Source organism: Streptococcus oralis subsp. dentisani, from assembly GCF_002860905.1.
Lineage (GTDB): Bacteria > Bacillota > Bacilli > Lactobacillales > Streptococcaceae > Streptococcus > Streptococcus oralis_BA.
This window is the reverse complement of the sequence record NZ_PKIG01000009.1, coordinates 23,986-43,433: the sequence shown is the minus strand read 5'-3', so window position 1 is coordinate 43,433 and position 19,448 is coordinate 23,986. Positions and strand designations below refer to the sequence as shown.

Genomic DNA, 19,448 nt, shown 5'->3' with positions numbered 1-19,448 from the left:
CAGAGGGAGTAAACTCGGTTGGGAAACTAACTGAGTTTCTTTTCATCAGGAGGAAGGATTGTTTAAGAAAAATAAAGATATTCTTAATATTGCCTTGCCAGCTATGGGAGAAAACTTTTTGCAAATGCTCATGGGGATGGTGGACAGTTATTTGGTTGCTCATTTAGGATTGATAGCTATTTCGGGTGTATCAGTAGCTGGCAATATTATTACGATTTATCAGGCGATTTTCATAGCTCTGGGAGCTGCTATTTCCAGTGTTATTTCAAAAAGTTTGGGGCAGAAAGACCAGTCGAAGTTGGCCTATCATGTGACTGAGGCCTTGAAGATTACATTATTATTGAGTTTCCTTTTAGGATCTTTGTCCATCTTCGCTGGGCAAGAGATGATTGGACTCTTGGGAACGGAGAGAGATGTAGCTGAGAGTGGTGGACTGTATCTATCCTTGGTAGGCGGATCGATTGTTCTTTTGGGCTTGATGACGAGTTTGGGAGCCTTGATTCGTGCAACGCATAATCCACGTCTGCCTCTCTATGTTAGTCTTTTATCCAATGCCTTGAATATTCTCTTTTCCAGTCTAGCTATTTTTGTTCTGGATATGGGGATAGCGGGTGTTGCTTGGGGGACTATCTTGTCTCGTTTGGTTGGTCTTGTGATTTTATGGTCGCAATTAAAGTTGCCTTTTGAGAAACCGACTTTTGGACTAGATAAAGACTTACTGACATTGGCTTTGCCAGCAGCTGGAGAGCGACTTATGATGCGGGCTGGTGATGTCGTTATCATTGCCTTGGTTGTTTCTTTTGGGACAGAGGCCGTGGCTGGAAATGCAGTCGGAGAAGTCTTGACCCAGTTTAACTACATGCCTGCTTTTGGAGTTGCTACGGCAACGGTCATGCTGGTAGCTCGAGCAGTTGGAGAGGATAATTGGAAAAGAGTAGCTAGTTTGAGCAAGCAAACCTTTTGGCTTTCTCTGCTTCTCATGTTGCCCTTGACGTTTAGTGTCTATGCCTTAGGAATACCACTGACTCATCTTTATACGACTGATCCTCTAGCGGTGGAGGCTAGTGTGCTAGTGACACTTTTTTCACTCCTAGGGACCCCTATGACGACCGGAACAGTCATCTATACAGCTGTTTGGCAGGGCTTGGGGAATGCACGCCTTCCCTTTTATGCGACAAGTATAGGGATGTGGTGTATCCGCATTGGGACAGCCTATCTGATGGGGCTTGTTCTTGGTTGGGGCTTGCCGGGTATTTGGGCTGGAACCCTTTTGGATAATGGTTTTCGCTGGCTATTTCTACGCTATCGTTACCATCGTTATATGAGCTTGAAAGGATAGGAAATGCAAAAAACGGCTTTTATTTGGGATTTAGACGGGACTTTATTGGACTCTTACGAAGCGATTTTGTCAGGGATTGAGGAGACTTTTGGTCAGTTTGCTATTCCTTATGATAAGGAGAAAGTGAGAGAGTTTATCCTCAAGTTTTCTGTGCAGGATTTGCTTGTACAGGTGGCAGAAGAGAGAAAACTGGATGTGGAAGTGCTAAATCAGGTGCGTGCCCAGAGTCTTGCTGAGAAGAATGCCCAGGTAGTTTTGATGCCAGGTGCGCGTGAGGTGTTGGCTTGGGCAGACCAAGTAGGGATTCGGAACTTTGTTTATACTCATAAGGGAGACAATGCTTTTACCATTCTAAGAGACTTGGGATTGGAATCTTATTTCACAGAGATTTTAACCAGTCAGAGTGGCTTTGCGCGGAAGCCCAGTCCAGAAGCGGCTACCTATCTGTTAGACAAGTATCAGTTGGATTCTGACAAGACTTATTATATAGGGGACCGGACTCTGGATGTGGAATTCGCCCAGAATAGTGGGATTCAAAGTATCAACTTTTTAGAGTCGTCTTATGAAGGGAATCACAGGATTCAGTCGCTAACAGATATTCCTCATATTTTTGAGAGCAAGTAACGAGAAGATTGTGTCAGATTTGTGACAGAGACCTAACAAACTATTTCAAGTAACCGAGTTTGTTACAAGGAATAGACAGTTCTGTTAAATAGGCCCGAGAGGGCTTTTTTTCTGCATTTTTTGTGTTATCATAGACAGGTACTCATTTGAAAGGAATTTGAAAGAATGAAGAAAAGAATATTATTAGCCTCAACAGTAGCCTTGTCGTTTGCCCCAGTATTGGCAACCCAAGCAGAAGAACTTCTTTGGACTGCACGTAGTGTTGAGCAAATCCAAAATGATTTGACTAAAACGGATAACAAAACAAGTTATACCGTTCAGTATGGTGATACCTTGAGCACTATTGCAGAAGCCTTGGGTGTAGATGTCACAGTTCTTGCGAATTTGAATAAAATAACTAATATGGACTTGATTTTCCCAGAAATTGTTTTGACAACGACTGTCAATGAAGCAGAAGAAGTAACAGAAGTTGAAATTCAAACACCTCAAGCAGCTTCTAGTGAAGAAGTGACAACTGCGACAGCAGATTTGACAACTAATCAAGTGACCGTAGATGACCAGACTGTTCAAATTGCAGATCTTTCTCAACCCATTGTAGAAGCGCCAAAAGCGGTGGAGACTATAAGTACAAAAGAAGTAGCATCAAGTTCAGAATTTACAGAGACAGTGACTGCTTCAGAAGAAGTGGCACCATCTACAGGAACTTCTGTCCCAGAAGAGCAATCAGCAGAAACAAGTAGTGCAGTTGCAGAAGCAGCTCCTCAGGCAATGACTCCAGCTGAAAAACAGGAAGCACAAGCAAGTCCTCAAGCTGAATCAGCAGTAGAAGCAACTACAGCGCCAGTAGAAGAAAAAGCAATAGAAACAACTGCAACAAGTTTAGAAGAAGTAAAAGAAGTAGCATCAAGTGAAGCTACACCAGCAGTTTCTACTTATCAACTAGAAGAGAAGAAAACAGTTTCAACAACTTACGCGGCTCCAGCAGCGCCCGATTATGCTGGACTTGCGGTAGCGAAATCTGAAAATGCAGGCCTTCAACCACAAACAGCTGCCTTTAAAGAAGAAATTGCTAACTTGTTTGGCATCACATCCTTTAGTGGTTACCGTCCAGGAGACAGTGGAGATCACGGAAAAGGTTTGGCTATCGACTTCATGGTACCAGAAAGCTCAGAACTAGGGGATAAGCTTGCGGAATACGCTATTCAAAACATGGCCAGCCGTGGAATTAGTTACATTATCTGGAAACAACGTTTCTATGCTCCATTCGATAGCAAATATGGACCAGCTAATACTTGGAACCCAATGCCAGACCGTGGTAGTGTGACAGAAAACCACTATGACCACGTTCACGTTTCAATGAATGGATAAACCAGACTTGGTAATATCATTTTGACGAATGAGATCTAGCTTTCGTGATAGGAAGCGAGTCTCGTTCGTTTTTTCTTTGTCATACTCTTCGAAAATCTCTTCAAACCACGTCAGTTTTATCTGCAATCTCAAAGCTGTGCTTTGAGCAACCTACGGATAGCTTCCTAGTTTGCTCTTTGATTTTCATTGAGTATCAATATGGATGGAAAATGGAAGTTACCATTTTGTAATGATTGAAGCAACATTCTTGCAATTTATTTTACTTTGCACTATAATTGATTGGTCAACTATTGATAAATCAATGAAAAAGAGGAAGAAATGATAGAGATTCAAGATTTACTGTATCAACTCCGCTTGTCTGAGCAAGCGAGTACGCAATTGTTTGAAAAAAGGCTTGGGATTAGTTTGACACGGTATCAGATTTTACTGTTTCTGCTGGAGCATTCCCCTTGTAATCAAATAGCGGTTCAGGAGCGTTTGAAGATTGATCAGGCTGCTTTGACCCGACATTTCAAAATTCTGGAAAAGGAAGGTCTGGTGGAGCGTCACCGCAATCCTGAAAATCAGCGGGAAGTGTTGGTAGAGGCTACGAAGTATGCTAAGGAGCAGTTAGTGGTGAATCCCCCTCTGAATCATATCAAGGTTAAAGAAGCGATGGAAAGTATCTTAACAGAGTCTGAAAAAACAGAACTCAACCGTTTATTAAATAAATTGGTTTTGGGTATTGAAAATATAGAAATTTAAGGAGAAATAGATGTCAATTACTACAATCATTTTAGCAACAATCGTTGCTTTGGAGCATTTTTACATTTTTTATTTGGAAAGTATTGCAACGCAATCAGATGCGACTAGTCGTGTCTTTAACATGGAAAAGGAAGAACTGGCTCGTCCGTCGGTAAGTTCACTGTTTAAAAATCAAGGGATTTATAACGGTCTGCTAGGAGTCTTTCTCCTGTATGGGATTTATTTCTCACAGAATTTAGAAATTGTGACTATTTTTGTTTTATTTGTGATTGGTGCTGCGGCTTATGGCTCTCTAACAGCGGATAAGAAAATTATTTTGAAGCAAGGTGGACCAGCTATTTTGGCCTTGATTAGTATTTTACTCTTTAAATAAACTTTAATGCCGGTCTGATCCTCTCTAGTCCTTTTCGCTCTAGAAGAAGAGAAATATGTTATACTTGTTTTTAAGAAAAAAGTCTCATTGAATTAGTTTTGAGGAGTTAGAAATGAAAGTATTAGTGACAGGTTTTGAGCCCTTTGGAGGGGAAAAGGTCAATCCAGCCTTGGAGGCCATTAAAGGTTTACCAGCTGAAATCCATGGTGCTGAGGTCCGTTGGCTAGAAGTGCCAACAGTCTTTCACAAATCGGCCCATGTATTGGAAGAAGAGATGAACCGTTATCAACCTGACTTTGTCCTTTGTATTGGCCAAGCAGGTGGAAGAACTAGCTTAACACCTGAACGAGTGGCCATTAACCAAGACGATGCACGCATTCCTGATAACGAAGGTAATCAGCCGATTGACCTTCCTATTCGTCCAGATGGTGCTCCGGCCTATTTTAGTAGTTTGCCGATTAAAGCGATGGTTCAAGCTATAAAAAAAGAGGGCTTGCCGGCCTCTGTTTCCAATACGGCAGGGACTTTTGTTTGCAATCATTTGATGTATCAGGCCCTCTATTTGGTAGAAAAGAAATTTCTACATGTTAAGGCAGGGTTTATGCATATTCCTTATATGATGGAACAGGTGGTGAATAGACCGACTACCCCAGCTATGAGTTTAGTGGATATTAGGCGAGGGATAGAAGCGGCAATTGGCGCCATGATAGAACATGGAGAGCAGGATCTCAAGTTGGTAGGCGGAGAAACTCATTGATAGAAAAAAGCTTGAGGGAAAAACCTTCAAGCTTTTGGACGTTTTCGAGCCAATACTGCTCGGTAAAAAATTATTTTATTGATTTGAATGTAGGGTAGGAGTGAGAAACTAGCAATTCCAAAGGTAATCCAATTGAGGAAGTACCAAGGAAGGAGTTGTAGGTCTAGAATAAAGCGCTGAAATTTGTAGCCTTTCATCAGGAAACGGCTGGTTTTAAGGACTTGTCCTGGTTTGGCTTGTCCCAAGTCGAGAGTGTCACAGAGGAGAAATTCTACCTGTGAATAGGCATAGTATTGCGGGATATAGAGACTATTTCCGACAATCATCAAGAGGATACTTGCTAGAAAGTAAAGACCAAAGGTCATGAGGAAGCGCTCAGTTTCAACTGACGTGAGATCTAGATTAGGAAACTCAGGGTGAAGAACAACGAATTTCTTTGCTAGAAAGCTACTGCAAAAGAGGAAGTAAATCCCGAGTAAACTAGGAATGCTCCATAAAAAGAGATAGAAGCGTTTGAGAAGGAGAGTCAAAAAGGTTTGTGAAAAGTGCTCTTCGTTAAAGAGAGTGAGACTATTTTTGACGGATAGTTCTGTATCGGGATTTTTAATGAGTTTCAGCGTTGTGTAAACTGAACTGGTCAGGAGAATCGTCCCGATAAAGGAGACTAATAGTGGAAAAAGGTAGGCTTGGAATACATGGCCAAACACGCTTAAAAAGGGTTGCTCTAAAACACTCTCGTTGATGCGCTCTAAGGGATTGAGGAAGCCAGACAAGATGACCAGTATACTAGGTAAGAGATAGACGAGAAAGAGGCGGGGATTTTCGGCCTGAAATTGTCTGGCTTGCAGACGAATAGTTTTTAAATCAATTTTTGGGTATTTCATTCTCTCATTATACCATAGTTCGTGACAGTTCCTACTTTTTTTGATAAAATCATACAGTATGCCCTTGGGCACAAAGTATGAACTGGGACTGTCTTTCCCAGCTTCGGAGGTAAAAAATGTCAGATTCACCAATCAAATATCGTTTGATTAAGAAAGAAAAACACACGGGAGCTCGTCTGGGGGAAATCATCACTCCCCACGGTACCTTCCCAACACCTATGTTTATGCCAGTTGGAACTCAAGCCACTGTCAAAACTCAGTCGCCTGAAGAATTGAAGGAGATGGGTTCGGGAATTATCCTATCAAACACCTATCATCTCTGGCTTCGCCCTGGAGATGAACTCATTGCACGCGCTGGTGGTCTCCACAAGTTCATGAATTGGGACCAGCCTATTTTGACAGATAGTGGTGGTTTTCAGGTTTATTCCTTAGCAGATAGCCGTAATATCACAGAAGAAGGCGTAACTTTTAAAAACCATCTCAATGGTTCTAAGATGTTCCTATCCCCAGAAAAAGCCATCTCTATTCAGAATAATCTGGGCTCAGACATCATGATGTCCTTTGACGAATGTCCTCAGTTTTATCAGCCTTATGACTACGTTAAGAAATCGATCGAGCGTACCAGCCGTTGGGCTGAGCGTGGTTTGAAGGCTCACCGTCGTCCACATGACCAAGGGTTATTTGGGATTGTGCAGGGGGCAGGATTTGAAGACCTGCGTCGCCAATCGGCTCATGATCTTGTCAGCATGGACTTCCCAGGCTACTCTATCGGTGGTTTGGCGGTGGGAGAAACCCACGAAGAGATGAATGCGGTCTTGGACTTCACAACCCAACTGCTACCTGAAAATAAACCTCGCTATTTGATGGGGGTGGGAGCGCCAGATAGCTTGATTGATGGGGTGATTCGTGGGGTGGATATGTTTGACTGTGTCTTGCCGACTCGTATCGCTCGTAATGGGACTTGTATGACCAGTCAAGGTCGTTTGGTTGTCAAAAATGCTCAGTTTGCTGAGGACTTTACACCACTGGATCCTGAATGTGATTGCTACACATGTAAGAACTACACACGCGCCTACCTTCGTCACCTGCTCAAGGCCGATGAAACCTTTGGTATCCGCTTGACTAGCTACCACAATCTTTACTTCTTGCTTAACCTGATGAAGCAAGTGCGACAAGCCATCATGGATGACAATCTTTTGGAATTCCGTGAGTATTTTGTGGAAAAATATGGCTATAATAAATCAGGGCGTAATTTCTAAAATGGAATTGATATAAGCTAAAAATCCTAAGTTTTCTCTTAGGATTTTTCTTCTTTTTTTGATAGAATAAAGTGTACAATGAAAGGAAGAATAAACTCGTATGCGCATTAAATGGTTTTCCTTGATTAGGATTACAGGTTTACTTTTTGTACTCTTGTATCACTTCTTTCAGACCATCTTTCCTGGAGGATTTTTCGGGGTAGATGTTTTTTTCACATTTTCAGGTTTCCTGATTACAGCTCTACTCATCGAAGAATTTTCTAAAAATCATGAAATTGATTTGATTGGATTTTTTAGGAGACGTTTTTATCGGATTGTGCCACCTGTGGTTTTGATGGTCTTGGTAACCATGCCTTTTACCTTTCTAGTTCGCCAAGATTATGTGGCTGGAATTGGGGGTCAGATTGCGGGTGTTTTAGGTTTCATGACCAACTTCTATGAACTTCTAACAGGTGGGAGTTATGAATCACAGTTCATTCCTCATTTGTTTGTTCATAATTGGAGCTTGGCCGTTGAGGTTCACTACTATATTCTTTGGGGATTGGCAGTTTGGTTCTTATCTAAACAGGCTAAATCAAATGGTCAGTTGAAGGGGATGATCTTTCTTTTATCTGCCACTGCCTTCTTGATCAGCTTTTTCTCCATGTTTATTGGTAGTTTTCTAGTAACCTCTTATTCCTCTGTTTACTTCTCCAGTTTAACTCATGTCTATCCATTCTTTTTGGGAAGTATCCTAGCAACGATTGTAGGCGTTCGTCAGACGACTTCCCTCGTCAAGCAGTTGAATAAAATCTGGGATTTACGAAAGACCCTGTTGGTTTTTGGAGGCGGTTTTGGCTTCTTACTCATTTTGACCTTCTTTGTCAAATTTACCTATCTCTTTGCCTATCTTATAGGCTTCTTGCTTGCCAGTCTTGCAGCTCTTACTATGATATTGGCAGCGCGTGTCTTACATGAAAAGACTCCTAACGTACAGGAGCCAAAGATAATTAGCTTTTTAGCGGATACTAGCTATGCGGTTTATCTTTTCCATTGGCCTTTCTACATCATTTTCTCACAGTTGACCTCAAATCTTCTTGCTGTGTTACTGACTCTGATTTGTTCTTATGGATTTGCCAGTCTTTCATTTTATGTATTGGAGCCGTGGATTGTAGGCAAGAATACACCTGTTTTACAAACTCTTCGTCCCCTGCCTTATATTCACGCAATTCTTGCAACAAGTACAGGAATCTTGGCCTTCATTGTCCTCTTAGTGACTTTGTTGGCACCACAAGTGGGAGCTTTTGAGACAGACTTAACTGTCAATGGTTTGAAGCAAGCTGCAACAAATATTAACCAAACCAAGGTGATGGCAGAACGAGCAGAAGCTGATAGTTTAGGAATTGCTGATGGTACTATGTTAATTGGTGACTCAGTGGCTCTAAGAGCTAATACAGCCCTGCAGACAGCCCTTCCTGGAGCACAGATTAACGCGCAGGTCAGCAGAACAACCAAGACAGCCAATGAAATCATGCTAAATAATAGCCAGAATAAATTTTTACCTAAGATGGTGGTCATTGCGACTGGGGTAAATAATCCTGAGAATTACAAGGATGACTGGGACAGTATCGTAAAAAATCTTCCTAAGGGCCATCATATAATTTTAGTGACTCCTTATGAGGGAGATAAGACAAAAGAGACTTATGCAATCGTTGAGAAGGCTGCTGCCTATATGAGAGAATTGGCAGAGAAGACACCTTATATCACAGTTGCTGATTGGAATCAAGTTGCTAAGGAACATCCAGAAATCTGGGCAGGTACAGACCAAGTCCATTTCGGAAGTGACACTAGTACTATTGAAGCAGGAGCAAAATTGTATGCAGATACAATTGCTACAGCCTTGCAAACAGCTCAAGACAAACCAGTCAAATCAAAATAACGTGTATTTAAAAGAGAAGAGTTGGAGAAATCCAGCTCTTTTAAAATATCTACAGAAAATAGGTCTATACCATTTACAAATAAAAAAGAAAGGTTTATAATGTAATTGACATAATAAATTGTAGAATCAATCTTTTAAGGAGGTTAACATTATGCCTAACTATATTAAAGCGGATCAGTTTTTCTACCCACACGGGGTTCGTCGTGGTGGTTACTTGGAACTTGTGGACGGAAAATTTGGAAAGCATGTAGAGCAGATTCCTGAAGGAGCTGAGGTGATTGACTATACAGGCTACAGTATTGCCCCAGGACTTGTGGATACCCACATTCATGGATTTGGCGGTGTGGATGTCATGGATAATAACATCGAAGGAACCCTTCATACCATGAGTGAAGGACTACTTAGTACAGGTGTCACCAGCTTCTTGCCAACCACTTTGACATCCACTTATGAGCAATTGCTTGCGGTAACAGAAAATATCGGTGCTCGTTACCAGGAAGCAAGTGGAGCGAAAATTCGTGGAATTTATTTTGAAGGGCCTTATTTCACAGAGAAATACAAGGGAGCTCAAAATCCTGCCTACATGAAAGATCCTCGTATGGATGAGTTTCGTGCTTGGCAAAAAGCAGCAAATGGCTTGTTAAATAAAATTGCCCTTGCGCCAGAACGTGAAGGTGTAGAAGACTTTGTACGTACAGTTACGGGAGAAGGCGTAACGGTTGCTCTTGGGCACTCAAACGCGACTTTTGATGAAGCTAAAAAAGCAGTCGATGCTGGAGCTAGTGTTTGGGTACATGCCTACAATGGAATGCGTGGTTTGACTCACCGTGAACTGGGTATGGTTGGTGCCATGTATCAATTGCCACACACCTATGCAGAGTTGATCTGTGATGGTTATCACGTAGATCCAAAAGCTTGTGAGATTTTACTTAAGCAAAAGGGGACAGAAAACATCGCTCTTATTACGGACTGTATGACAGCTGGTGGGCTTGAAGACGGTGACTATATGTTGGGAGAATTCCCAGTAGTGGTTGCCAATGGAACTGCTCGCCTTAAATCTACAGGCAATTTGGCAGGTTCTATCCTCAAACTCAAGGACGGTTTGAAGAATGTGGTCGAATGGGGTATTGCAAATCCACATGAAGCAGTCATGATGGCCAGTCTAAACCCAGCAAAATCTGTTCATATCGATGATGTCTGTGGCCAAATCCGTGAAGGATATGATGCAGACTTTATCGTACTGGATAAAGATTTGGAATTGGTAGCAACCTACCTAGATGGCGTGAAACGTTATCAAGCATAAGAGAGAAGGCAGAAGTTAGAGATTAGCTTCTGCTTTTTTATGCATGGTACTTTACCGGTAAATAAAAAAGTAAAAAAATCACAAAAATGCTTGAAGAAGCAAATGAAAAGGCTCACATTTGTATTATAAATAATACAAATAAAAAAACGGAGGAGTGCTTTATGAAAGCCTATACTTATGTTAAACCAGGACTTGCTTCTTTTGTTGATGTAGACAAACCAGTTATTCGCAAGTCAAATTGATTATGGTGGACTTAGACGATAACCGCTTGGAAACTGCTTTATCATTCGGTGCGACTCATAAGGTTAATTCTTCAGACCCTGAAAAAGCCATTAAGGAAATTTATGATTTGACAGATGGTCGTGGTGTAGATATTGCTATCGAAGCTGTTGGTATTCCTGCAACATTTGACTTCTGTCAAAAGATTATCGGTGTAGACGGAACAGTTGCCAACTGTGGAGTGCATGGTAAACCAGTTGAATTCGATTTAGATAAACTTTGGATTCGCAACATCAATGTAACAACTGGTTTGGTATCTACAAATACAACTCCACAATTGTTGAAAGCACTTGAAAGTCATAAGATTGAACCAGAAAAATTGGTAACTCATTATTTCAAATTAAGTGAAATTGAAAAAGCCTATGAAGTCTTCAGCAAGGCAGCAGACCACCATGCCATTAAGGTCATTATCGAAAACGATATCTCAGAAGCCTAGATAGTAAAAAGATTTTATACTCTTCGAAAATCAAATTCAGTCATCCATCAGATGGCTGGATTTTTTATCAAATACTTTATCATCAAATTGTTCAGCTAGTATAGTTGCTGAGTGATAAAGTTCCTTTGCTTTATTTTTATCATTTTCAAAATAAAGATAGCACTTAGCTTCAAATACTGAAATTCCAGGTTTATAGACTTGCAATATTGTTACTGATAAAATTTCATTCATCTTTTTTACTAGAGATATCATATGCTTATAGTCATTATGAACAACATAAACACCCGCTATGGCACAAAGAACTGATAGTAGCTCTACATTATACATTTCATCACTAACTAATTGCTGTTTCAACAACTTAATCCGAAAATTATCTAATGCTCTCTTCTATAAATCAAGTCTTGACATTGCATAGCAAAATAATCAATTAATAGTAAATCATTGAATGTGTAAACTTGCTTAAAATAATCATCAAAAATATCTTCAGCGAAACTACCTGTCCCTGTTCTTATCAAGTCTAATATTCTTTCAATCAAGTCTAGACTCAGCAACTCTTCCTCAGGAAGAGCTAGTTCTTTATTTTCAAGAAAAGTATCTATCGGAACTTCTAATCGCTTAGATAAATATTGTAACTTAGTAATTGTTGGCAAGGATTGCCCAAGCTCAGTACGCATCAGCTGTTTGATTATTAAGTCAGATTCTGTCCACAGACCTCTTCTCTCGTCAATTTGTGACGTTCACGTTCCTGTCTTACTCTATGACCAATTTCAGTTTTAATATCTGTTGTCATTCTTACCTCTTAACCACAATCCATAAATTAACATACTTTTAATTCTTCGGCTAAAAATTAACAATAATTCTTTTTCAAATCCGTCATATTATTTTCCAAAACTTGGATGTCTTGGCTGACTTTGAGAATGACAATGCTTCCTTGAATACTGGAGATGACTTGACGGGCCTGCAAATGCGCCCGCTCTTCTGACCAGTCAGCATGCAGGTCTTGCAAGAGGCTGGCTAACTTCTCTGTCCACTGGGTCATAAAATCATTGAGAGGACAGCGGAAGTTCTCATCTTCTGTGGACAATTCCACAATCAGATTACCAATTGGGCAACCATAAAAGACCGTCTGACTTTCATGAAATTGATAAACCCAGTCAATCATATCCGAAAACTTGTCACTGTCAGACTTGTCTGCTTCAAAAATATCTTCAAAAAGCTCTTTTCGCCAATTTGCTAAAATATCTTGAATGACCGTCAAACCAATTTCCTTCTTAGATGTGAAATAATAATAAAGCTGCCCCTTGCCAACATCAGCTGCCTCCATGATGTCACTGATGGAGGTGGCCACATAACCCTTCTGATAAATCAATTCCTCAGCACTTTGTAAAATACGCTCTTTAACGCTCATCTGCTCACCTCTCTTTTTTCCTATTATAGCAGATTCAGAGTCTGAGACCAAACAATTGAAACCACCACCTTTTGCCACTGTTTTATCATTAAAATTTTTGTTCTGAGCAAATTGATTTACAAATTCAATTTTAGATGTTATTATAATTGTACCGAACGGTCAGTATATAACTAAAACTACCATTTGGAAAATCATCAAACTAACAGTCTAAATTCCTATTGGCTGTTAATCAAATCATATTAGGAGGAACCTCATGTTCAATCAGAAAAATGTCGCATTTGTTATCACAGACCCACAAGTTGAATTCCTAAAACATACTGGTAAAGGATTCGGAGCAACTAAAGACGTTCTTGAAAAAGTTAATACTATTGAAAATCTGACAAAGCTTTTCGCTCTTGCTAAAGAGCGTGGCTACAAGCGTTTTATCTCACCGCACTACTTCTATCCACACGATCACAAGTGGCAATTTAAAGCTGCTGGTGAAACGATGATGATTGAAAACGAAATGTTTTGGCGTGATAGTCAATATTCAGCAATTCCAGAAGGCTCTGGAGCAGATATGATTGAAGAGATTAAACCATTTTTGGATGAAGATACTATTGTTGTCAACGGACATAAAATCTTTGGCCCAGAAAGCAACGACCTTAACCTTCAACTCCGCAAAAATGGTATCGACACCGTCATCTTGGCTGGTATGAATGCTAATCTCTGCGTGGATTCACACATGCGTGAACTCATAGAATTAGGCTACAATGTCATTGTTGTTAACGATGCTGTAGGTGCTCCAGGTGAAGAAGCCTACCAAGCTGCACTGACAAACTACGGCTACATTGCCAACCAAGTTTTGACAACTGAGGAAGTTATCGCTCAACTTTAGATAAATAAGAAATGAGCATATTTCTTTCCTTGTTTGGCGGAATTGGTTATAATATACGGTACAAAGGAATGAATGAATATGTATCGTGTTATAGAAATGTACGGAGATTTTGAACCGTGGTGGTTCTTAGAAGGTTGGGAAGAAGATATTGTAGCAAGTAGAAAATTTGACCAGTATTATGATGCTCTCAAATACTACAAAACTTGCTGGTTTAGATTGGAACAAGAATCCCCTCTTTATAAAAGTAGAAGTGACTTGATGACTATTTTTTGGGATCCAGAAGACCAACGCTGGTGTGATGAATGTGATGAGTATTTACAACAATACCATTCTTTAGCTCTTTTGCAGGATGAGCAGGTTATCCCAGATGAAAAATTACGTCCAGGCTATGAAAAACAAACAGGTAAGGAAAGGCACCGTTCTTGCCGTATGAAATTAAAATAGAGAAAAAGTAACTTTTTGGAGTTGCTTTTTTTATTTTTCCAAATCTTTGCGAATAGTATAGGTGAGGAGGTAAGTATGGTTCAAGAAATTGCACAAGAAATCATTCGTTCGGCCCGGAAAAAAGGGGCACAAGACATTTATTTTGTCCCCAAGTTAGACGCCTATGAGCTTCATATGAGGGTAGGAGACGAGCGCTGTAAAATCGGTTGTTATGATTTTGAAAAATTTGCGGCCGTCATCAGTCACTTTAAGTTTGTGGCGGGTATGAATGTTGGAGAAAAGCGACGTAGTCAACTTGGTTCCTGTGATTATGAATATGACCAGAAGATGGCGTCCCTACGTTTATCTACTGTAGGCGATTATCGAGGGCATGAGAGTTTAGTTATTCGCTTGTTGCATGATGAGGAGCAGGATTTGCATTTTTGGTTTCAGGATATTGGAGAACTGGGTAAGCAGTACAGGCAACGTGGTCTCTATCTCTTTGCTGGCCCAGTCGGCAGTGGCAAGACAACCTTAATGCATGAATTAGCTAAGTCCCTTTTTAAGGGGCAACAGGTTATGTCCATCGAAGATCCTGTCGAAATCAAGCAGGACGACATGCTCCAGTTGCAGTTGAATGAGGCGATTGGGCTAACCTATGAAAATCTTATCAAGCTTTCCTTACGTCATCGTCCTGATCTCTTGATTATCGGAGAAATTCGGGACAGCGAGACGGCGCGTGCAGTAGTTAGAGCTAGTTTGACAGGTGCGACAGTCTTTTCAACCATTCATGCCAAGAGTATTCGAGGTGTTTATGAGCGCCTGTTGGAGTTGGGTGTGAGTGAGGAGGAATTGGCAGTCGTTCTGCAGGGAGTCTGCTATCAGAGATTAATCGGGGGAGGAGGAATCGTTGACTTTGCAAACAAAGACTATCAAGAACACCAGCCAACTAGCTGGAATGAACAGATTGACCAACTTCTTAAAGACGGACATATCACAAGTCTTCAGGCTGAAACGGAAAAAATTAGCTACAGCTAAGCAAAAAAATATCATCACCTTGTTTAACAATCTCTTTTCCAGCGGTTTTCATCTGGTGGAGACCATCTCCTTTTTAGATAGGAGTGCCTTATTGGACAAGCAGTGTGTGACCCAGATGCGCACGGGCTTGTCTCAGGGGAAATCATTCTCAGAAATGATGGAAAGTTTAGGTTTTTCAAGTGCCATTGTCACTCAGTTATCCCTAGCTGAAGTCCATGGGAATCTTCACCTGAGTTTGGGAAAGATAGAAGAATATCTAGATAATCTGGCCAAGGTCAAGAAAAAACTAATTGAGGTAGCGACCTATCCCTTGATTTTGCTGGGTTTTCTTCTTTTAATCATGCTGGGGCTACGGAACTACCTACTACCACAACTGGATAGTAGCAATATTGCCACTCAAATCATTGGCAATCTACCACAAATTTTTCTAGTAATGGTAGGGTTTGTTTCAGTAGGTGTCCTTTTAGCACTCACTTTATATAAAAGAAGTTCTAAGATGCGGGTCTTTTCTATCTTAGCACGCCTTCCCTTTCTTGGAATCTTTGTGCAGATCTATTTGACAGCCTATTACGCGCGTGAGTGGGGGAACATGATTTCGCAGGGGATGGAGCTGATGCAGATTTTTCAGATGATGCAGGAACAAGGTTCCCAGCTCTTTAAAGAAATCGGTCAAGATCTGGCTCAAGCCCTACAAAATGGTCAGGAATTTTCTCAGACTATAGGAACCTATACTTTCTTTAAGAAGGAGTTGAGTCTCATCATCGAGTATGGGGAAGTCAAGTCCAAGCTGGGTAGTGAGTTGGAAATCTATGCTGAAAAAACTTGGGAAGCCTTTTTTACCCGAGTCAACCGCACCATGAATCTGGTGCAGCCACTGGTCTTTATCTTTGTGGCTCTGATTATCGTTTTACTTTATGCGGCAATGCTTATGCCCATGTATCAAAATATGGAGGTAAATTTTTAAAATGAAAAAAATGATGACGTTCTTGAAAAAAGCTAAGGTTAAAGCTTTCACTCTGGTAGAGATGTTGGTGGTCTTGCTCATCATCAGCGTGCTTCTCTTGCTCTTTGTACCTAATTTGACCAAGCAAAAAGAGGCGGTCAATGATAAAGGAAAAGCTGCTGTTGTTAAGGTGGTGGAAAGTCAGGCAGAGCTTTATAGCTTGGATAAAAATGAAGATGCTAGCCTAAGCAAGTTACAAGCAGATGGGCGAATCACGGAAGAACAGGCTAAAGCTTATAAAGAATACCATACTAAAAATGGAGGAACAAATCGTAAAGTCAATGATTAAGGCCTTTACCATGCTGGAAAGTCTCTTGGTTTTGGGACTTGTGAGTATCCTTGCCTTGGGCTTGTCAGGCTCTGTTCAGTCCACTTTTGCGGCGGTAGAGGAGCAGATTTTCTTTATGGAGTTTGAGGAACTTTATCGGGAAACCCAAAAGCGCAGTGTAGCCAGTCAGCAAAAGGCCAGTCTAAACTTAGATGGGCAGACGATCAGTAACGGCAGTCAAAAGTTGACAGTTCCTAAAGGAATTCAGGCACCATCAGGCCAAAGTATTACATTTGACCGAGCTGGGGGCAATTCGTCCCTAGCTAAGGTTGAATTTCAGACCAGTAAAGGAGCAATTCGTTATCAATTATATCTAGGAAATGGAAAAATTAAACGCATTAAGGAAACAAAAGATTAGGGCAGTGATTTTACTGGAAGCAGTAGTCGCTCTAGCTATCTTTGCCAGCATTGCAACCCTCCTTTTGGGACAAATTCAGAAAAATAGGCAGGAAGAAGCAAAAATCTTGCAAAAGGAAGAAGTCTTGCGTGTAGCTAAGATGGCTTTGCAGACAGGTCAAAATCAGGTAAACATAAACGGAGTTGAGATTCAGGTGTTTTCTAGTGAAAAGGGATTGGAGGTCTACCATGGTTCAGAACAGTTGTTGGCTATCAAAGAGCCATAAAATCAAGGCTTTTACCTTGTTAGAATCCCTGATTGCTCTTATTGTCATCAGTGGAAGTTTACTCCTCTTTCAAGCCATGAGTCAGCTCCTCATTTCAGAAGTTCGCTACCAGCAGCAAAGTGAGCAAAAAGAGTGGCTCTTGTTTGTGGATCAGCTAGAGGCAGAATTAGACCGTTCGCAGTTCGAAAAAGTGGAGGGAAATCGCCTCTATATGAAGCAGGATGGCAAGGAAATTGCGATAGGTAAGTCAAGATCAGATGATTTTCGGAAAACCGATGCCAGTGGACGGGGTTATCAACCTATGGTTTATGGACTCAAATCAGCTCAAATTACAGAGGACAATCAAGTGGTTCGTTTTCGTTTCCAGTTTCAAAAAGGCTTAGAAAGGGAGTTCATCTATCGTGTGGAAAAAGAAAAAAGTTAAGGCGGGAGTTCTCCTCTATGCAGTCACCATGGTAGCCATCTTTAGTCTTTTGTTGCAATTTTACTTGAACCGACAAGTCGCCCACTATCAAGACTATGCTTTGAATAAAGAAAAGTTAATCGCTTTTGCCATGGCCAAGCGAACCAAGGATAAAGCTGAACAAGAAAGTGGAGAACAGGCCTTTAATCTGGGTCAGGTGAGTTATCAAAATAAGAAAACAAACTTGGTGACAAGGGTTCACACGCCTAAGAGCCAATATGAGTTCCTATTTCCTTCAGTCAAAATCAAAGAAGAGAAAACAGATGAAAAGAAAGAGGCAGCGACTGATTCAAGTGAAAAAGCGGAGAAGAAAAAATCAGGCGAGAAGTCTGAAAAGAAAGAGAATTCCTAGCCAATCGAGATACTTTGTGCTAAACTAAAAGCATGAGACATGATTTTAATCACAAAGCAGAAACTTTCGATTCCCCTAAAAATATCTTTCTAGCAAACTTGGTTTATCAAGCTATCGAAAAACAGGTGGATTTGCTCTCTGACAAAGAAATTCTGGATTTCGGTGGAGGGACGGGTCTATTAGCCTTGCCCCTAGCCAAGCAGGCTAAGTCAGTCACTCTTGTAGACATTTCTGAGAAAATGCTGGAGCAGGCTCGTTTAAAAGCGGAGCAGCAAGACATCAAGAATATCCAGTTTTTGGAGCAGGATTTACTGGAAAATCCCTTGAAGCAAGAGTTTGATTGCATTGTTGTTAGTCGGGTTCTTCATCATATGCCTGATTTGGATGCAGCTCTCTCACTGTTTCATCAGCATTTGAAGGAAGATGGGCGACTCCTTATTGCCGATTTTACCAAGACAGAAGCTAACCATCATGGATTTGATTTAGGTGAACTGGAAAACAAGCTAATTGATCATGGTTTTTCATCGGTGCATAGTCAGATTCTCTATAGCGCTGAAGACCTGTTTCAAGGAAATTACTCAGAACTCTTTTTAACAGTAGCTCAAAAATCACTCGCCTAGTCAGGGAGTGATTTTTTTATAAGGATGGAAAAACGCAGGGAAATTTGATAAGATAGGAATATGGATTTTGAAAAAATTGAACAAGCTTATACATATTTACTAGAGAATGTCCAAGTCATCCAAAGTGATTTGACGACCAACTTTTATGACGCCTTGGTGGAGCAAAACAGCATCTATCTGGATGGTAAGACGGAGCTAAACCAGGTTAAGGAGAACAATCAGGCTCTTAAGCGTTTAGCACTACGCAAAGAAGAATGGCTCAAGACCTACCAGTTTCTCTTGATGAAGGCTGGGCAAACAGAGCCCCTACAGGCCAATCACCAGTTTACACCAGATGCCATTGCTTTACTTTTAGTGTTTATTGTGGAAGAGCTGTTTAAAGAGGAGGAAATCACTATCCTCGAAATGGGTTCTGGCATGGGAATTCTGGGGGCTACTTTCTTGACCTCGCTTGATAAAAAGGTGGATTATTTGGGAATAGAAGTGGATGATTTGCTGATTGATTTGGCGGCTAGTATGGCAGATGTGATTGGTTTGCAGGCTGGTTTTGTCCAAGGAGATGCCGTTCGTCCACAAATGCTCAAAGAAAGTGATGTGGTTATCAGCGACTTGCCTGTTGGCTATTATCCTGATGATGCTGTTGCGTCGCGCCATCAAGTTGCTTCTAGTCAAGAACATACTTACGCCCATCACTTGCTCATGGAACAAGGACTTAAGTACCTCAAGTCAGACGGATACGCTATTTTTCTAGCTCCGAGTGATTTGTTGACCAGTCCTCAAAGTGATTTGTTGAAAGGGTGGTTGAAAGAAGAGGCCAGTCTGGTTGCTATGATTAGTCTGCCTGAAAATCTTTTTGCTAATGCCAAACAATCCAAGACCATTTTTATCCTACAGAAGAAAAGTGAAATAGCAGTAGAGCCTTTTGTTTATCCACTTGCTAGCTTGCAAGATGCAAGTGTTTTAATGAAATTTAAAGAAAATTTTCAAAAACGGACTCAAGGTACTGAAATATAAAATAGATTTTGTTAT

At 40.8% G+C, this 19,448-nt stretch carries 25 protein-coding genes and 1 pseudogene; 22 read left to right on the top strand and 4 right to left on the bottom strand.

The annotated features are described in order from the left end of the window. Nucleotides 1-58: 58 nt before the first annotated feature. The 6 genes from CYK16_RS09935 to pcp all read left to right on the top strand — a co-directional run bounded on the left by CYK16_RS09935 (nt 59) and on the right by pcp (nt 5,205). Nucleotides 59-1,339, top strand: coding sequence for an MATE family efflux transporter (locus tag CYK16_RS09935; RefSeq protein WP_060806159.1), 1,281 nt, complete (start codon nt 59-61; stop codon nt 1,337-1,339). Nucleotides 1,340-1,342: 3 nt separating this feature from the next. Further along, nucleotides 1,343-1,963, top strand: a complete 621-nt coding sequence (locus tag CYK16_RS09930; protein ID WP_060806160.1) for an HAD family hydrolase — start codon at nt 1,343-1,345, stop codon at nt 1,961-1,963. Nucleotides 1,964-2,128: 165 nt separating this feature from the next. After that, nucleotides 2,129-3,331 (top strand): LysM peptidoglycan-binding domain-containing protein, encoded by a 1,203-nt coding sequence (locus CYK16_RS09925; protein WP_060806161.1) that lies wholly within the window; start codon nt 2,129-2,131, stop codon nt 3,329-3,331. 318 nt (nt 3,332-3,649) lie between these two features. Further along, nucleotides 3,650-4,075, top strand: coding sequence for a MarR family winged helix-turn-helix transcriptional regulator (locus CYK16_RS09915; protein ID WP_060806162.1), 426 nt, complete (start codon nt 3,650-3,652; stop codon nt 4,073-4,075). A 10-nt stretch (nt 4,076-4,085) separates the two neighbouring features. Continuing rightward, nucleotides 4,086-4,448 carry a DUF1304 domain-containing protein gene (locus tag CYK16_RS09910; RefSeq protein WP_060806163.1) on the top strand — a complete coding sequence of 121 codons (363 nt, stop codon included), beginning with the start codon at nt 4,086-4,088 and terminating at the stop codon, nt 4,446-4,448. Nucleotides 4,449-4,560: 112 nt separating this feature from the next. Beyond that, entirely contained in the window at nt 4,561-5,205 is a 645-nt protein-coding gene (gene pcp, locus CYK16_RS09905; protein ID WP_060806164.1) for a pyroglutamyl-peptidase I, read from the top strand. A gap of 26 nt (nt 5,206-5,231) precedes the next feature. Here the strand turns inward: pcp and CYK16_RS09900 are convergent, their stop codons facing one another. Beyond that, on the bottom strand, nt 5,232-6,089 hold the full coding sequence (locus CYK16_RS09900) for a DUF975 family protein (protein ID WP_060806165.1): 858 nt from the start codon (nt 6,087-6,089) through the stop codon (nt 5,232-5,234). 116 nt (nt 6,090-6,205) lie between these two features. On the opposite strand from CYK16_RS09900, the gene tgt reads away from it, so the two are divergent. The 5 genes and pseudogenes from tgt to CYK16_RS09880 form a co-directional block, all read left to right on the top strand. Next, complete coding sequence (gene tgt / locus CYK16_RS09895) at nt 6,206-7,348, top strand: tRNA guanosine(34) transglycosylase Tgt (RefSeq protein WP_001285237.1); 1,143 nt, start codon at nt 6,206-6,208, stop codon at nt 7,346-7,348. A gap of 100 nt (nt 7,349-7,448) precedes the next feature. Continuing rightward, nucleotides 7,449-9,266 (top strand): acyltransferase family protein, encoded by a 1,818-nt coding sequence (locus tag CYK16_RS09890; protein WP_060806166.1) that lies wholly within the window; start codon nt 7,449-7,451, stop codon nt 9,264-9,266. Nucleotides 9,267-9,417: 151 nt separating this feature from the next. Further along, nucleotides 9,418-10,569 (top strand): N-acetylglucosamine-6-phosphate deacetylase, encoded by a 1,152-nt coding sequence (gene nagA / locus CYK16_RS09885; protein ID WP_060806167.1) that lies wholly within the window; start codon nt 9,418-9,420, stop codon nt 10,567-10,569. Nucleotides 10,570-10,655: 86 nt separating this feature from the next. Further along, a complete protein-coding gene (locus tag CYK16_RS10765; protein WP_155640174.1) occupies nt 10,656-10,811 on the top strand; it encodes a hypothetical protein in 156 nt (51 codons plus the stop codon). After that, nucleotides 10,793-11,284, top strand: a pseudogene (locus CYK16_RS09880) (zinc-binding dehydrogenase); the annotation flags it as partial. The gene CYK16_RS10765 and the pseudogene CYK16_RS09880, both read left to right, overlap by 19 nt. A 36-nt stretch (nt 11,285-11,320) precedes the next feature. Here CYK16_RS09880 and CYK16_RS10760 read toward each other — a convergent pair. The 3 genes from CYK16_RS10760 to CYK16_RS09865 all read right to left on the bottom strand — a co-directional run bounded on the left by CYK16_RS10760 (nt 11,321) and on the right by CYK16_RS09865 (nt 12,692). After that, on the bottom strand, nt 11,321-11,638 hold the full coding sequence (locus CYK16_RS10760) for a hypothetical protein (RefSeq protein ID WP_180948765.1): 318 nt from the start codon (nt 11,636-11,638) through the stop codon (nt 11,321-11,323). 20 nt (nt 11,639-11,658) lie between these two features. Next, the gene (locus CYK16_RS09870; protein ID WP_031240797.1) at nt 11,659-11,958 is read right to left on the bottom strand and encodes a hypothetical protein; all 300 of its coding nucleotides are present in this window, start codon (nt 11,956-11,958) and stop codon (nt 11,659-11,661) included. Between the two features lie 173 nt (nt 11,959-12,131). Beyond that, on the bottom strand, nt 12,132-12,692 hold the full coding sequence (locus tag CYK16_RS09865) for a TetR/AcrR family transcriptional regulator (RefSeq protein WP_020901063.1): 561 nt from the start codon (nt 12,690-12,692) through the stop codon (nt 12,132-12,134). 253 nt (nt 12,693-12,945) lie between these two features. Here CYK16_RS09865 and CYK16_RS09860 point away from each other — a divergent pair, with 253 nt between their 5' ends. The 11 genes from CYK16_RS09860 (at nt 12,946) to CYK16_RS09810 (ending at nt 19,433) form a co-directional block, all read left to right on the top strand. After that, complete coding sequence (locus CYK16_RS09860) at nt 12,946-13,569, top strand: cysteine hydrolase family protein (protein ID WP_000483066.1); 624 nt, start codon at nt 12,946-12,948, stop codon at nt 13,567-13,569. Between the two features lie 78 nt (nt 13,570-13,647). Next, a complete protein-coding gene (locus CYK16_RS09855; RefSeq protein WP_000286413.1) occupies nt 13,648-14,013 on the top strand; it encodes a DUF1033 family protein in 366 nt (121 codons plus the stop codon). Between the two features lie 75 nt (nt 14,014-14,088). Next, a complete protein-coding gene (comGA, locus tag CYK16_RS09850) occupies nt 14,089-15,030 on the top strand; it encodes a competence type IV pilus ATPase ComGA (protein WP_024056744.1) in 942 nt (313 codons plus the stop codon). Then, nucleotides 14,951-15,994 carry a competence type IV pilus assembly protein ComGB gene (comGB, locus tag CYK16_RS09845; protein WP_081094103.1) on the top strand — a complete coding sequence of 348 codons (1,044 nt, stop codon included), beginning with the start codon at nt 14,951-14,953 and terminating at the stop codon, nt 15,992-15,994. Before comGA ends, comGB begins: the two co-directional genes overlap by 80 nt. Nucleotide 15,995: 1 nt before the next feature. Continuing rightward, a complete protein-coding gene (gene comGC, locus CYK16_RS09840) occupies nt 15,996-16,322 on the top strand; it encodes a comG operon protein ComGC (protein ID WP_060806169.1) in 327 nt (108 codons plus the stop codon). Continuing rightward, on the top strand, nt 16,315-16,719 hold the full coding sequence (comGD, locus tag CYK16_RS09835) for a competence type IV pilus minor pilin ComGD (RefSeq protein WP_060806170.1): 405 nt from the start codon (nt 16,315-16,317) through the stop codon (nt 16,717-16,719). The genes comGC and comGD overlap by 8 nt, the downstream gene beginning before the upstream one ends. Continuing rightward, a complete protein-coding gene (comGE, locus tag CYK16_RS09830; RefSeq protein ID WP_000413380.1) occupies nt 16,682-16,984 on the top strand; it encodes a competence type IV pilus minor pilin ComGE in 303 nt (100 codons plus the stop codon). Before comGD ends, comGE begins: the two co-directional genes overlap by 38 nt. Further along, entirely contained in the window at nt 16,947-17,408 is a 462-nt protein-coding gene (comGF, locus tag CYK16_RS09825) for a competence type IV pilus minor pilin ComGF (protein ID WP_101776964.1), read from the top strand. The genes comGE and comGF overlap by 38 nt, the downstream gene beginning before the upstream one ends. Next, nucleotides 17,386-17,799, top strand: coding sequence for a competence type IV pilus minor pilin ComGG (comGG, locus tag CYK16_RS09820; RefSeq protein WP_060806172.1), 414 nt, complete (start codon nt 17,386-17,388; stop codon nt 17,797-17,799). Before comGF ends, comGG begins: the two co-directional genes overlap by 23 nt. A 32-nt stretch (nt 17,800-17,831) precedes the next feature. Beyond that, on the top strand, nt 17,832-18,419 hold the full coding sequence (locus tag CYK16_RS09815; RefSeq protein WP_060806173.1) for a class I SAM-dependent methyltransferase: 588 nt from the start codon (nt 17,832-17,834) through the stop codon (nt 18,417-18,419). A gap of 60 nt (nt 18,420-18,479) precedes the next feature. Continuing rightward, entirely contained in the window at nt 18,480-19,433 is a 954-nt protein-coding gene (locus tag CYK16_RS09810) for a class I SAM-dependent methyltransferase (protein ID WP_060806174.1), read from the top strand. Nucleotides 19,434-19,448: the final 15 nt, after the last annotated feature.

Coding starts and splice junctions, on each gene's coding strand:
- CYK16_RS09930 (WP_060806160.1), top strand. CDS start 1,343: ATGCAAAAAACGGCTTTTATTTGGGATTTAGACGGGACTTTATTGGAC.
- CYK16_RS09925 (WP_060806161.1), top strand. CDS start 2,129: ATGAAGAAAAGAATATTATTAGCCTCAACAGTAGCCTTGTCGTTTGCC.
- CYK16_RS09915 (WP_060806162.1), top strand. CDS start 3,650: ATGATAGAGATTCAAGATTTACTGTATCAACTCCGCTTGTCTGAGCAA.
- CYK16_RS09910 (WP_060806163.1), top strand. CDS start 4,086: ATGTCAATTACTACAATCATTTTAGCAACAATCGTTGCTTTGGAGCAT.
- pcp (WP_060806164.1), top strand. CDS start 4,561: ATGAAAGTATTAGTGACAGGTTTTGAGCCCTTTGGAGGGGAAAAGGTC.
- CYK16_RS09900 (WP_060806165.1), bottom strand. CDS start 6,089: ATGAAATACCCAAAAATTGATTTAAAAACTATTCGTCTGCAAGCCAGA.
- tgt (WP_001285237.1), top strand. CDS start 6,206: ATGTCAGATTCACCAATCAAATATCGTTTGATTAAGAAAGAAAAACAC.
- CYK16_RS09890 (WP_060806166.1), top strand. CDS start 7,449: ATGCGCATTAAATGGTTTTCCTTGATTAGGATTACAGGTTTACTTTTT.
- nagA (WP_060806167.1), top strand. CDS start 9,418: ATGCCTAACTATATTAAAGCGGATCAGTTTTTCTACCCACACGGGGTT.
- CYK16_RS10765 (WP_155640174.1), top strand. CDS start 10,656: ATGCTTGAAGAAGCAAATGAAAAGGCTCACATTTGTATTATAAATAAT.
- CYK16_RS09870 (WP_031240797.1), bottom strand. CDS start 11,958: ATGCGTACTGAGCTTGGGCAATCCTTGCCAACAATTACTAAGTTACAA.
- CYK16_RS09865 (WP_020901063.1), bottom strand. CDS start 12,692: ATGAGCGTTAAAGAGCGTATTTTACAAAGTGCTGAGGAATTGATTTAT.
- CYK16_RS09860 (WP_000483066.1), top strand. CDS start 12,946: ATGTTCAATCAGAAAAATGTCGCATTTGTTATCACAGACCCACAAGTT.
- CYK16_RS09855 (WP_000286413.1), top strand. CDS start 13,648: ATGTATCGTGTTATAGAAATGTACGGAGATTTTGAACCGTGGTGGTTC.
- comGA (WP_024056744.1), top strand. CDS start 14,089: ATGGTTCAAGAAATTGCACAAGAAATCATTCGTTCGGCCCGGAAAAAA.
- comGB (WP_081094103.1), top strand. CDS start 14,951: ATGAACAGATTGACCAACTTCTTAAAGACGGACATATCACAAGTCTTC.
- comGC (WP_060806169.1), top strand. CDS start 15,996: ATGAAAAAAATGATGACGTTCTTGAAAAAAGCTAAGGTTAAAGCTTTC.
- comGD (WP_060806170.1), top strand. CDS start 16,315: ATGATTAAGGCCTTTACCATGCTGGAAAGTCTCTTGGTTTTGGGACTT.
- comGE (WP_000413380.1), top strand. CDS start 16,682: ATGGAAAAATTAAACGCATTAAGGAAACAAAAGATTAGGGCAGTGATT.
- comGF (WP_101776964.1), top strand. CDS start 16,947: ATGGTTCAGAACAGTTGTTGGCTATCAAAGAGCCATAAAATCAAGGCT.
- CYK16_RS09815 (WP_060806173.1), top strand. CDS start 17,832: ATGAGACATGATTTTAATCACAAAGCAGAAACTTTCGATTCCCCTAAA.
- CYK16_RS09810 (WP_060806174.1), top strand. CDS start 18,480: ATGGATTTTGAAAAAATTGAACAAGCTTATACATATTTACTAGAGAAT.